7 protein-coding genes are annotated in these 13895 nt (G+C 44.1%); all 7 read right to left on the bottom strand.

The annotated features are described in order from the left end of the window. Positions 1-68: 68 nt before the first annotated feature. Positions 69-2018: a glycoside hydrolase family 97 protein gene (locus DFQ12_RS28250; RefSeq protein WP_120257673.1), complete on the bottom strand. Its 1950-nt coding sequence runs from the start codon at positions 2016-2018 to the stop codon at positions 69-71. Positions 2019-2053: 35 nt separating this feature from the next. Further along, the gene (locus tag DFQ12_RS03750; RefSeq protein ID WP_120257672.1) at positions 2054-4114 is read right to left on the bottom strand and encodes a beta-galactosidase; all 2061 of its coding nucleotides are present in this window, start codon (positions 4112-4114) and stop codon (positions 2054-2056) included. 113 nt (positions 4115-4227) lie between these two features. Next, the gene (locus DFQ12_RS03745) at positions 4228-5439 is read right to left on the bottom strand and encodes a glycoside hydrolase family 5 protein (protein ID WP_120257671.1); all 1212 of its coding nucleotides are present in this window, start codon (positions 5437-5439) and stop codon (positions 4228-4230) included. Between the two features lie 51 nt (positions 5440-5490). Beyond that, entirely contained in the window at positions 5491-7407 is a 1917-nt protein-coding gene (locus DFQ12_RS03740; RefSeq protein WP_120257670.1) for a sialate O-acetylesterase, read from the bottom strand. A gap of 225 nt (positions 7408-7632) precedes the next feature. Beyond that, positions 7633-9087, bottom strand: a complete 1455-nt coding sequence (locus tag DFQ12_RS28060) for a glycan-binding surface protein (protein ID WP_167457187.1) — start codon at positions 9085-9087, stop codon at positions 7633-7635. Between the two features lie 6 nt (positions 9088-9093). Then, on the bottom strand, positions 9094-10686 hold the full coding sequence (locus DFQ12_RS03730) for a RagB/SusD family nutrient uptake outer membrane protein (RefSeq protein ID WP_120257669.1): 1593 nt from the start codon (positions 10684-10686) through the stop codon (positions 9094-9096). 16 nt (positions 10687-10702) lie between these two features. Continuing rightward, positions 10703-13888, bottom strand: coding sequence for a SusC/RagA family TonB-linked outer membrane protein (locus DFQ12_RS03725; protein WP_120257668.1), 3186 nt, complete (start codon positions 13886-13888; stop codon positions 10703-10705). Between the last annotated feature and the right edge of the window lie 7 nt (positions 13889-13895).

Here is a 13895-nt window from a genome sequence, read left to right as displayed (position 1 = left end):
TCGTTTCTTTAGTTAAATAGTGTGCTACTTTGAATAATATTTTTTTTAGATCGATTCGGAACCAAACTTTACTGCGGCCTAATGATTGCCACATAGCCGCCACCGCTGACCATCGGTATTTTTATTGTCTTCCCAGCTTCGATTATCCTACTTTTTTTCTCAAGTTTTGCAGGGATTTTTTCCGCTTCTTTTGCATCCTGCCAGTAGTCCAGCACATATTTTCCAGCGGCTAGAAAACTTGTTGGTATTGTAATCGTGCGGGACATGCTATTGGTCATGGCACCGATAAACCAGTTTTTCCCCGAACGTTTGGCCAGTACAATATATTCCCCGGGATAACCATCAATGAAGCGCGTATCATCCCACACCGTCGGAACGATCTTTAGAAAATCACTCCCGGGTTGGCCCAACACATGCTTCGGGTGGTCGCAGAATACCGTAAGAGGGCTTTCATAAATAACAAATTTGGCGAGCTCAGGACAGCGGGTATTCATCATCAGGGTTGGAGACTGTTTCTTAAACTGCGCTGGAGTTACGTTGAAAAAACCTCCCGGAGTATAGTCCATTGGCCCTGCCAGCATACGCGTAAACGGCAAAGTGACATTGTGAGCAGGCTTGATACGATCGGAAAATTTCGCATATTCTTCTCCCAGGACTCCCTCGCGGGTTATCATATTCGGGTAGGTCCGTTCTATTCCGTCAGGTTTATACGCCCCGTGGAAGTTAACCATCAACCTGTGCTCAGCGGCCTTCTTAATTACTTTACGGTACCAGTTTACCATCTCCTGATCGTCGCGGTCCATAAAATCTATTTTTACGCCGGCGATGCCCCAGCGCTCATACAGTGAGAAAGCTTCCTCATAGGCGTTATTGCGATTAGCGTCGGTACTATATAACCAAAGCCAAAGACGTACATTTTTTTTGCGGGCATAGTCAAGTATTTCAGGCATGTTGACTTGCGGTGCCGGTTTGGTAATATCTGCTTGCGCTTGGTTGAAGGGGCCGTACCATTGCCAGTCAATTAACATATAGGGCCATCCTTGCGCAGATGCAAAGTCGATATACTCTTTTATAACAGCAGTTTCCATTTTCACTTCTCCGCTCCACCAGTGATCCCATGCGCAGAGTCCCGGTTTTATCCATGCGGGGTCTTGGATCGCACATGCAGGGTTGAGCGACTGGACAATTTCGGATTCGATAAATCGTCCCGGATTATCGCCAATCATGACCACGCGCCAAGGGGTTTGGATTTTGTCGGAGAAACGAGCTTTGGCCCCATCTTCTTTTTCGCCCGGTAAAGGGGAGAGTTTCGTCGTGAGCAATACCTGTTCCGTGGTATTACCAGCAGCCCGGCTGATATAGAAACCAGGGTAGTTATCGATGTTCGCTTCGGTAATGGCCAGGTAGGTAGCTTTATCGACTTCGATCAGTAGTGGAAGTCCGATTAAGCTCTGATCGCTGATTCCAGTTAAAGGGACTTTATCGAATTCGCTCTCCTGACTGGATGTAAAACGCGGTTTATATTGTGCTGCCCAAGCTTGAGCCTGATTAGATACTGAAAATCCGGTCATCTCCCGACTTATCACTCTGTTTCCTATTCTAGCGCCGCTGAATAGTTGGTAGCGAAAGGCGATTCCGTTGTCATAAGCTCTAAAGAAGAGGTCCAAGCGACGTTTCTCACCTTCCTTTTCGATCAGGGCCAAATGTGTTTCATTCCACTGCAAATCGACATGGGCATGTTTGTTCTTCACTACTGGAGTCCAGGAATCACGCTTCGATGTGGTCCGAGGTGTGTCTAAAAGCATAAACCCTTTATGCATGGGGGGCTCATCTTGCAATTCAAAGCCTAAGGGTGAGGGATCTATTACCTGTCTACCTTTGTAGGAAACAGCGTAGGAGAGTCCGTTCGATAGGTCGATGTCCAAACAAATTTTTCCATCCGGCGATAGCAACGAATAAGTCTGGGCCGAAAGGCTGGATGTTATCGCGAAAAATAGGGTGACAATAAATGCTCTCATAGTAAGGTCAATGTTTTTGGTAATTAGCGTATCTTTTAGTTTTGTTCCATAATGAGTACTTCCCAGGGCTCCAATATAATCTCTTGGCCCTTCTGGGTGAGCTTATTCGAAATAAGTTCTTTCGCTGGGTCACCTGTATAAGTAATCCGTTTTGTTTCCGTACTGTAATTAAAAATGTAATAAATTGTCTTACCCCATTTATTCTTTCCCGAACGCTGAATGATTGGGAAAGTGTAATTGTCGGCAGTAATGACTTTTGCTTCGATAGCAGTTTTTTTGATGATCGTATGGAGTAGTTCTTGTGATGGATAGGTCCCGATATAAGTCAGTTTTCCTTTACCATAGCTGTTTTCTGTGATTACGGGCCACTTGCCAAAGAAGGGATGTTCAGCATAGGCCAGCGGTTTGGCTGTCTCAGGGATCAAAAATTCATACCAGTCACCAATTTGGTTTTTATCCGCCAATTCAAAAGGCTTATCTTTGAGCCGCATGTCTCCGATGGTGGAGAACTCTTGATAATGGAATCCGCAAGCCTTCCTTAATGGCCCCGGCGCAGCTGTGGCCCTGACGGCCGAATGTTCGTTACAATAGCCACTTTTGTACATCATGACGACATGGCCGCCCGCTTTTACAAACTTGTCAATGGCCAGTAGCAGTTCATCCGTGGCGACATAAAGCGGTGGAATAACCAACATTTCGTAGCCTTTAAAATCAGTAATTTTATCACAGGGAATAATATCAGCTTCAATGTTCTGAAAGTAGAGTGCCTTATGAACCATATCGATGGGATAATTGTTTTTATAGGTATAAGGCATAAAATTCAGTGCGTGGTAGGAATCGTGGCTATATAAGATTGCTGTTTTATTTTTCTTCTTCAAGTCAATAAGACGATCCCCGATCCTTGCCAGTTCCTGTGCGGTGGTTTTAAATTCATCGTATATTCTATTTGGTTGGAGATCGTGCCCCAATACACCGCGCCAATACGTTTCCTGCCCATAATGCAGCGTAGACCAATGCCAGTATTCCACCATATTGGCACCAGAAGCATAATGGGCATATACATTTTGCCGGAGTTGTCTGTCGTATGGCGGGTATTGTGTGCGTGCATCCCAGCCTATACCTTGTGCGTTGGTTTCCATGACAATATAATTGTTCTTGGCAACCGTCCGGACAAAATCCCCCGAGTAAGCTATACGCTGTCCGTCTTGTTTATCCTGTACGTCGTGATAAATATTGATAGCGGGGTATTGCATCTGGCGAAAGCTTTCTACCTGATCTACATTGTGAAAATCAGGCATGAAGCAATGGGTTATAAATTGGTCCTGGCGTCTATATTCATTGACAATGTTACATTGCCAATTCAGAAAGTCGGCTACCTGTTTGCGGTTGTACCGTTCCCATTCGTTTTTATAGGAAGGATTGGTGACACCATCGCGGGTATAGAATTCTTCCCAGGTGCGAATATTCATACCCCAGTAGTTCATTCCCCAGGCTTTGTTAAGTGAATCGAGGTCGTTGTTAAAACGGCCTTTGATGTAGTTACGAAAGCCGATAAAATAATCCCGGTTGTTTATGCCGCGTGCTTCTGTTTCGTTGTCTACCTGATAGCCAATGATTCCAGGATGTTTTGCGTACCGTTCCATTAGCTTGCGGATGATCCGTTCACTATAATATTTAAAAGTAGGGTTGCTCAAGTCAGTATTTTGCCTGATGCCATAATAAGCTTTAGTACCCCGCTGATATTCGGCCAAAACCTCGGGATGCATATGGGCAAGCCAGGCCGGAATGGAATAGGTCGGTGTCCCCAGAATGATGCGGATACCCGCCTGATGCATTTTGTCGATGATGCGGTCCATCCATTCAAATGCAAAGACACCTTCCTGTGGTTCAAATAATCCCCAGGTAGATTCGCCCAGCCGTACGACATTGAGCCCGGCATTTTTCATCAATCGGATATCTTCGTCCAGACGCTCACTGGGCATATATTCGTGGTAATAGGCTGCCCCGTAGAGCGGTTTATCGAACTTGTATTGTGCTTCAAGTGAGCATACCGCGAGAAATAGGAGGCAAAGCAGAATATAGTTTTTTTGTTTCATGGTTTTTGGTACCGGGTTGTGTTAAGGGCTAGAGACGTACATGGCACGTCTCTAGGTGCATTTATTCAAAAGTTGCTTTTACACGGCCTTCCGGAGGATGCCTTGGGTAAATGCTAGTTTTGATTGCGTGGATATTTAGCAGGTATTGCCATTATTTGTTCTAAAAAGACAGGATCTTTGAATTTACTGGTTGTCCGCTCATATTGCCCAGCACCCTGAACATCCCAAAGCATGGGGCACATACCACGTGAATAAATCGCTTCGGTGACCGAGACATTAAATAACCTGACCACCTCCTGTGTTCTATTCTTTGAGGAACAGGCGTATTCGCCAATGACGACGGGTATCCCTTTGTCAACGCAATTCTTCTTTAACAGCTCCATATTGTCATTCAGCTCCTTAAATTCCTGTGCAGTGCCCCAAGACGGCACACCGACACCCCATCCAGCATCTTCACCATTACCCAATATGGCAAACAAAGGCGGCGTATAATAGTGTACGGTCAATGCAAGATGTTTAGCCGGATCGTCCGGAATCTTGGTTAAGGGGTCAAAAGCATGTTCGAGACCGGTGTTATAAATTTCTACTAAAAGATGACGCTTGGCATTGTTGCCGCCCGATTTCCTGACGATGTCGACAAAAAGCTGGTTCAGCTCGTTTACGTAACCGAATGCTCTTGCTTTTTCGGTTTGCCCGCCCTTCCAGGGAGTCCATATTTCATCGTAACCAATTTCATTCATGGGTTCGAATAGCAAATGATCTCCATATTTTTCAAAACGGTTACAGAGCTGCTCCCAAATAGAAGTGAACTTTTTCTTAGCTTCGCTGTCTTTCGGCACTTTTTTGACCCATTCATTTTCATGGTGAACGTTTATAATGGCGACCATGCCGCAATCGAGTGTCCAGTTTAAGATCTCTTCGACTCTATTGAGGAGATCTGGATGGATTCTGTAATTTTCAGCGTTGTTCATCATATTACTCCAGGTGACCGGAATTCGTAAAGAAGAGTAACCGGCTTTTGCATAACCTTCGATCATTTCTTTTGTAATGAGCGGGCTGCCCCACGCCGTCTCGTAATTAGAAATACTACTTGGATTGATCCAGTCACCCGTTGCGTCCAGGGCATTACCGAGGTTAATCCCCAAACCCATTTCATCAACTAACTGGTTGGTACTAAAATTTTCCCTGATGGAGAATTTACTGTAAGTAGGTTTTGGTTCTTCTTTTGTCTCAGGCTTGCTGAGCTCTGTATTTGCCTTAATTTCCTTGTTGGAGCATGCCGGAAGAACCAGCAGCATAAAAATGTAACTTAATAGTGTTTTCATTGAATATTTTTTTTGTGTTGTTTAAGATCATGTCATCTGGGCTCTGTATGCTTATTCCTCATTGCTGAAAGGTATAGCGGGCAGGCCTTCTTTATTGAATAAATTGACATCGGGATTATTGCTCCAGGCGTAGCGGACAAATACAGGGCTGCTGAGCTGATCTGCCTGAACGACAATTCGATTACCATCAATATGAGCCTGGGCCCAAACAAATTTTTTATCTGCTCCAGCAAGAGCAAAGCCTTCGACGTAACCGTATTTATTGTTAACCACGAGTTCGCTTCCAGTAACATCAAAAGAAATAATCAGTTTATTGCCCTCCTTGACCACCGATTTGAACGTTGGCCCAGAATACACAAGATTTTTTCTGCCATAATTTTTAGCCAGTGCTATTAAAGCGAGTCGTCGACCCACTTCCTGTTTGTTACGTGGGTGGATATCGTCCGCTTCACCAATATCCGTGATTACCGCCTGACCAGTATGCGCAAGACGGAGTGTCCGGGTCTGTGCATCTCTCAATTTTGCCCAGTCGCTGTCTTCGGGTGATTTTTCTTTAGCCATATAATTGGCCAATTGCACCCAATAGAAAGGGAAATCAGTTTTCCATTGTGACCGCCAATCCGCGATGAGGTTAGGGAAGAGGGTGCGATAATCGTAAGCTTGACCGGCATTATGTTCACCCTGATACCAGATGACGCCTCGAATGGTATAAGGAATAAGAGGATTGATCATGCCATTAAAAAGTAGCGAATGAAACATATTGGGGGAAAAATTTCTAAAGCCAAACTGCTTATTTGTGACAGCCTCTTTATAATCCCAATCACCATCCAACGGAAATCTTTCCCCTTCCAAATCAATATACAGATCCGCAGGATTACCATAAAAGCCACCTTCACCATTTGTATCCGTTATTTTTACGGTAATGATATTTTCGCCGTCTTTTAATGTTGAATTTGGGATATCATAGTTTCGTATGCTCATGTGTCCGGTCGATTCACCTACTTTAACACCGTTTATCCAGCAAACGTCGTCGTCGTCAATAGTTCCGAGATGAACTGTTCCTGTTTTTCCAGAAGTACCCTTTGGCAGATAAATCCTACGTTTGAACCAAATAATGCCATCGACCTCGCCTAATGAGGGTTCCCAAAATTGAGGCACTCTCATCTTTCCCCACGCGGATAAGTCAGTATTATTTTCGTACCATTTTGAGCTTATTCCCGGATCTTTAGCTAAAGTTTGTTGATAGGCCTGTTTCTTTAGTTCGTTTTCCTTCAAAAAGTTCTGTAAGTCACCATTAAACTGCTGTTGATAGGGTGCGTTGAAATGCGCCGGCAATTTGTCGAAGCTATTTCCACTCGTCCATGTTTCGATGCCAGTACCACCCCAGGAAGCATTAATGATGCCTACAGGTATGCCGAGTTCCTGATACAGTTTGAGCGAAAAGAAGTATCCAACAGCTGAAAAATCGTCAACTGTCGTCGGGGAACATACCGCCCATTTTCCCTTTAGGTCCTGTTTGGGAACTTCACTGATACTCTTCTCTACGTTGAAGGCCCGAATGTTTGGATAATTGGCCTGGCTGATTTCGCTCGCAGCATTATTGGAATTTTTTACTGTCCATTCCATATTGGATTGTCCGGATGCAAGCCAAACCTCACCGACCAGGATGTTTTTTAGGGAGACCTGTTCGCTATGGCCTTTTATTTCCATATTATACGGTCCTCCATAAGCAGTAGGGGCTAAAGTGAGGCTCCATTGACCATTTTTATCTGCTTTTGCCTTTAGTTTCTGCTGCATAAACTGGACATGCACCGTTTCATTTTTTCCGGCCCAGCCCCACAATTTTATGGGACTGTCCCTTTGTAGAATCATGTTGTCACCAAATATTGCAGGAAGACTGAGTTCGGCTTTCAATAGGAATGCCTGCAAAAAAAAGACGAAGAAAATCGGAATCTGTTTTATAGTCATAGTTTATTTTGTTTTATAGTCAAATCAGTCGAAAAATGCTTTCGGCGCCGCTCGGAACGCCATTTGATGTTGCATATTATCCCTGTACTCATGAAGGGAATACTCTTTTTAATTTTCATATGTGTTTGTTTGTCATAATGATTCATGTATTATTGACGGCCGGAATAATTGATTATCCGCTTATCCGGCCTTATTGCATCGCAATTCGCTGTCCTTTAAATAAACCTAGTTTTTGCTGCTGTCAATGATTCTAAAATTGTCGAAGTAGATATCCACCTTGACATTGGCATTGTCCGCTTTATTTTTCGTGAAAATGCCCAGTTCGGAGCTAGCGATGGCAGCAAAGCTTCCATAGTTCGCAACAGAAGTAAACCTATTCAGGGCTATGTCGCATGTCATCCATTTACCAAGGCTTGTTTTATTGGTGTTTCTATCACGAGGCACATAGTCTGACAGCATTTTATCCCAATTCCCTTTCAATTGCATATCAAATGTTGCTGTCGCAAGAGGTTCATTTACGAAGCATTCAAAGCGCAGTACAAGGTTGCCGATAGGCGTATTGGCGGGTATTGCATTTACGGTAGGATAGACAGCTTTATTGGATAAGTTTCCCCACCAATATTGCCATGCACCAGGTGATCCAAAAATGCGGTAAGCTGTTCCCGTGCTGAAGAAAGGTGGCTTGGAGCCGTCTGCCGTCACAGCCATATTGTTGTCCCCCCAATCATAGCTACCTATATTATCCCAATCCAGGACGAGGTTTTGGACGGGATAAAATAGTAGGGTCGAATTGGACTGTCCTCCTGCCGCATGGATTGTAATCGTACCGGATTTTGTTGGGACCTTTGGTAGTCGATAATAAATTGTATCCTGGCTTTTGGCCACGATTAAATCTTCGCCTGCAATATCAAATTCGCCATTGATCGTTAGTTTGCTTACATCAATGAAGTTGTTGCCTGTAATAAATGCCTGATCGCCAATGATAGGCATATCGCTGCTCCATGATTTAATCGTTGGCGGCGAAACATTCGTTGTGAAAGCGATGCTAACTGAATCAGTCATGCAGTAGACCGCGAGCCGGCCATCTTGGATACCTGCGGGAATCTTTAATTCGATTTTATCATAGTCCCCGCCGATTTCATATTCCGTAGCCGATACACTGCCGCCTGCCTTGCTTTCGAACACGACTTTTTTTACTTCGTAAAAATTTGAACCGTAGATGCGGAGTTTTTCACCCGCCTTGGCTGGGTATTTTAATTCAATACGGGCGATTTGTGGAGCGGGAGAATAGATATGAAAATTGAATCTTGTTTCGCCATGGTTTGTTTCGATCCGAATCTCATTTGGAAGATCCGGATGGGTGCCAGTCAATAGAAGATCTGCCGGAATAGAAATAATAGCGCTTGTCGACGTACAATAGTTTGCATTAAATGCGATATGTTGGTCATTGATGTAAATTTTTTGGATGCCGTCGAGATTTTTTCCGATAACAGCAACCATTGTGCCCGGAAATGCACCTGTGAAAATGCTATCTGCTTTTTCCGGATCTGTCAAACGTACATGGGTAATCTCGGGGGCCACAGTCATATCATTGTTGCGATTACAGGATATTACCGGCAGGAGGAGGACAGCGATAAGCAAATGATAGCTAAAGCGTATGGTTTTATTTAAAGCTTTCATAATTCTTTACTGATTATTAAATGGATAAGCCTGGGGCTCTTCTTTTAACCTCGGATTTTGGATGAGATCATTCTCAGGATAGGGGAAGAAGATATTGTTTGCGGTCACGACGACAGGCACTGCCGGTGCCGTGGGATCTTCAAAAATAAGATTACCATCTTCATCCTTTGTGATACCCGCCGTGGACCAGCCACGTTGTTGATCATTAAAGTATTTAAGCATTTTCTCAGGCTTGTAGCAATACCAGCTGACCATATCGTACCAGTTGGTATACTCCATGGCAAACTCCACGCGGCGTTCTTTGATGATATCGTCGAGTGTAATTGAGGTCTTTCGTCCGATCTTGGCCCGATCTCTTACCTTGTTAAAGCAATTTAACGCTTCACCGCCATTGAGTGTGCTATTATTACCCAGACTCGCCTCAGCATAGGTCAGGTATACATCCGCCAAGCGCAAAATATAGGTATTAAGCGGTGAACTCATTGACTGCACATAACCGTCATTATCATCGTTAGGACCACCGATTACGCCTTTTTTGATGGATGCTCCTGCATTGCCATACGAATATCCACCTTTATCAATCGCAATATAGGGATAGAAGGAGTGCTGGGTAAAATAGGTAGCATTTCTCCGGAGTGTATCAGCGCGTTCGTATTGTTTGAGCATGTCGATCGTTCCGTTCAGTCCGCCGCCCCAAACGTTGACACCACCGGTCACGTCTGATGAGAATGCCAGGTCAGCTAAAAGTGTGTTACAGACACCCCAGTCGCCAAGTGGTACCCATTGCATGGCAATAAGTGATTCGGGATTGTTGTTATGTTTGTATTTGAACAGATCTTCGTATTTGGCATAGAGTTCCAGACCACTATTTACACAGACATCCTTTGCGTATTCTCTTGCTTTAGCCAGGTCAGCTTCGTTTCGAGTTCCGCTGGTCTTCCAGCCAGCGCGGGAAAGATATACCTTGGCGAGCATACCCTTGGCACCCCAGCTCGTTGCACGGCCCTTATCGGCCTGAATAGGAAGGTGCTGTGCAGCAAAGCTGAGATCGTCTATAATAAATCGAAAAATATCTTCCTCCCGATGCCTTGGCTGCATAGGATCTTTGATTACAGCGTCATTATTCTCGATCAATATAACTGGCCCCCAAGTTCGGAGAAGATAAAAGTAAGCGATACCACGCATAAGGCGTGCTTCCCCAATAGCCACGTTTTTTTGCGCTTCAGTTACATTAACGGCTTTATGCTTCACGGCATCGATGATGGCGTTTGACATCGTTATTACGCCATAGAATGACTTCCAGGAGTCTGAAAGTCCATCATCCAGCGAGGTCACGGTGAATAGGGTATAGGAAGGGTTCATATAGGGATTATAGCCATCATTGGCTCTTAAACTGCCAATAGCGACGGCAGGTCGTTTGTTATAGTCAAACCATGCCCGGTTGTACAGTGGTGCAGTGGCTGCTTTCAATGCTTCAGGAGAGGTATAAAAGGTTGCATCTACATACGCTCCTTCCGGTTCTCTGTCGAGGAAACTTTTTTTACAGGAATGTAGCGCAACAATAGCTATCAATGAGCTTATTAAGAGTAGCTTTTTCATAATTCAGTAGTTAATATTAAAACATGAAGTTTAAACCCAAGGTATAAATACGCTGTGCGGGATATCGGGCATAATCTATTCCTCTTAGTAAGACATTTTGGTTGTAAGAACCTATTTCCGGATCATAGCCCGTATACTTGGTCCAGGTAAAAAGATTCTGAATATTGACATATAACCTAAGGTTTTCAATTTGATATCGCTTCAGCAGATTTTGGGAGAAAGTATAGCCAAGAGAAATATTTTTCAGACGCAGATAGGAACCATCTTCAATAAACCGATTACTCATACGGCTATTGTCATTTGCGTCACTGACAGTAATACGTTGAATACTCGCATTGGGATTGGACACCCTTACATTGGAGATATCCTGGTCGGAACCGCTCGGATCAATCGTTTCAATGAGGGCAATCTCTGTCGTTTTTTTGAGCATACCCGAATTGTTCATCGGGTTTGTAAAATCTTTACGCAGTTGATTATAGATCTTGTTGCCATATACGGCGTTCAGAAAGATATTTAGGTCAAATCCTTTGTAAGAAAAATAATTGTTTAGTCCAAGGATGAACTTCGGATCCGGATTGCCGATAAAATCACGGTCCTGCTCATCTATTTTTCCATCTTTATTTTTGTCCTCGAAAATAAAATCTCCCACCCAAATCCCGTTGACCCCTATGCTTTTATCTTTGGGTAGAGCAATAGGAACTTTATTGCCTTCCTGATCCAGCACCGCATGATGTTGATTGTCTTTCAGGTAAAAGTCACTTTCATTCTGAAACATGCCGATCACATTATATCCATAGAATTGGCCGACAGGATTACCTACTTTGGTCAGTGTGAATGTTTCTGCACCTATTTTTCCCTGAATGGCGGTTGCATCCGTATATAGGTGCGTGACACGGTTTCTATTCATCGAGAAGGTCAAACCGGATTTCCAGAAAAGGCCATTCTTATTGATATTTATGGTATTTAATGTCAATTCAACCCCCTTATTCGTCATCGAGCCCGCATTTACCCAAGGTGCAGCAATTAGCCCACTGATATAGTCAGGCAATACGGCCTGCATCAAAAGATTGTCTATTTTCTTTAAATAGACTTCCGTTGTAAGTTCGATTCTATTTTTAAATAAGCTCAGATCCAAACCGATATTGTAGGCATTGGTTTTTTCCCATTTTAGGTCCGGATTGGCAAAATTAGCAGGATAGAAGCCTGTGCCCCATATGGATGCAGCCGAAGCCATGCTCACGCCATAGGCATAGGAGCTTGCGGCTTGGTTTCCAACAAGTCCCCAGCCCAAGCGTAGCTTTAGGTTGTCTATCGCTGGGTTATTTTTTAAGAAAGGTTCATTTTTAATCTTCCAGGCAGCAGCAAGAGAAGGGAAGGTCCCCCAGCGATTGTTGGTACCGAATTTGTCCGATCCATCCCTGCGGAATGTAGCAGTCAATAAATACCTATCATCAAATCCATAATTGAAGCGACCGAAATAAGATTCAATGCCACCTGAACTTCTGGAACTCCCATTTTTGGCGGTTTTAGAATCGCCAGCATCCAGCTCATGCACCGTATTTAAAAAATAATTGCTGCGGCTTCCAGATAGGGATTCCCATTTGTTTTCCTGAGCCTCATGCCCAGCCATGATCGAGAGGTTATGCTTTTCGGCGAAAGTTTTAGTGTAAGTCAGATAGGTTTTCAGGTTGGTAAATGAACCGTTACTGGCAAACCTGGCTCCGGCGGATTGCTGTTTGAAATTTCCGTAATCATATGCGGGCGTGAATTGATAAGCGTTGGAATAATTATAGTTCCCATTACCTTCGATCCGTAGTACAAGATCTTTGATGGGCGAAATATCCGCATAAGCATTGACGCTAATTTGTGCTCCTTTTGCATAGTTTTCACGGGTAAGCGCTTCCTCCAATGGATTGGCGAAATAAGTCCCATACATATTTTCCTGTTGTGTTCCCCACGAACCGTCAGGATTTTTGGCAGGCACCTCTGGCAGCTGCCTAATGGCGAGCGAAATGATCCCCCCATTATCTATGGTGTTCGTATTTTTTGTTTTCGCAGTATAGGCATTAATGCCAACGGTCAGCCACTTGTTGATTTTTGAATCAAAGTTCATCCGTAAGGAATAGCGTTCAAAACCTGATCCTTGTGCGATACCTTGTTGATCAAGGTATCCACCCGTGATCGCAAATCTATTTTGTTCGGTTCCACCGCTGATGTTCAATTGATGGTTATGCATCAATGAAGTTCTAAAAATTTCCTTCTGCCAGTTTGTGCCTTCACCCAACAGCGATGGATCCTTAAATTCCTCCCGATCGCCGAAGCCGATGACTTTGCTGCGAAGATTCTGATACACTGCATATTCGCGGAGGTTAAGGACATCCAAGATCGTTGGAAGCTGTTGGAATCCTACATACCCTTCATAACCTAATTTGGTTTTTCCCGCCTGACCGCGTTTTGTAGAGATCAGCACGACTCCGTTTGCTGCCCTTGTCCCATATATGGCAGCAGCAGAAGCATCCTTTAATATTTCCATCGATACGATATCTGATGGATTTATCGACGAGAGCGCGCTTGAATTGTCCCGGGTATTACCGTCAATGGGGATTCCATCGATCACATAGAGCGGTTCGTTGCCGCTGAAAGAATTTGTACCCCGGATGCTGACCGAGATTCCGCCGCCCGGTGCTCCTGAATTCTGTGTCACCGATACACCTGCTGCGCGTCCCTGTAACGCTTGATCCAAGGAGGTACTTACAGATTTACTGATGTCGTCGGCCGTTACCGAAACGACGGCACCTGTTAGGTCGCCACGTTTCATTTTTCCGTAGCCTACCACAACGACCTCGTCCATGGCGTGGATATTTTCTGTTAACTGAATATTTTGCTGATTTCCAGCTATTCTTACTTCCTGCGTATGGAATCCCAAATGGTTAAAGATCAGTATACCTCCTTTTGAGGCTAAAATAGCATACCGCCCATTTTCATTGGAAGATGTTACTGCGTTTGTACCTTTGAGTTTAACAGAAACATTGGTCAGAGGCAGCCCCGTAGCCTTGTCCGTAATTAGTCCAGAGACATTGATTTTCGAATCCTGCGCGTGCAAGACATTGATAATAAACAGAAACGAGGCCACTAGCATGAGATACACCCGATGCCGCAGTTTGGGCCAAAAAAACTTTTGTGATCCGTTTTTTGATTTCATGGTTAAT

The organism is Sphingobacterium detergens, assembly GCF_003610355.1.
GTDB classification, from domain to species: Bacteria; Bacteroidota; Bacteroidia; order Sphingobacteriales; family Sphingobacteriaceae; genus Sphingobacterium; species Sphingobacterium detergens.
Note: the sequence above shows the minus strand (reverse complement) of the source record. Positions and strands in the feature narration are given on the sequence as shown.

Excerpts from the sequence above, each read along its gene's own strand:
- DFQ12_RS28250 (WP_120257673.1), bottom strand. The coding sequence starts at position 2,018 with ATGAGAGCATTTATTGTCACCCTATTTTTCGCGATAACATCCAGCCTT.
- DFQ12_RS03750 (WP_120257672.1), bottom strand. The coding sequence starts at position 4,114 with ATGAAACAAAAAAACTATATTCTGCTTTGCCTCCTATTTCTCGCGGTA.
- DFQ12_RS03745 (WP_120257671.1), bottom strand. The coding sequence starts at position 5,439 with ATGAAAACACTATTAAGTTACATTTTTATGCTGCTGGTTCTTCCGGCA.
- DFQ12_RS03740 (WP_120257670.1), bottom strand. The coding sequence starts at position 7,407 with ATGACTATAAAACAGATTCCGATTTTCTTCGTCTTTTTTTTGCAGGCA.
- DFQ12_RS28060 (WP_167457187.1), bottom strand. The coding sequence starts at position 9,087 with ATGAAAGCTTTAAATAAAACCATACGCTTTAGCTATCATTTGCTTATC.
- DFQ12_RS03730 (WP_120257669.1), bottom strand. The coding sequence starts at position 10,686 with ATGAAAAAGCTACTCTTAATAAGCTCATTGATAGCTATTGTTGCGCTA.
- DFQ12_RS03725 (WP_120257668.1), bottom strand. The coding sequence starts at position 13,888 with ATGAAATCAAAAAACGGATCACAAAAGTTTTTTTGGCCCAAACTGCGG.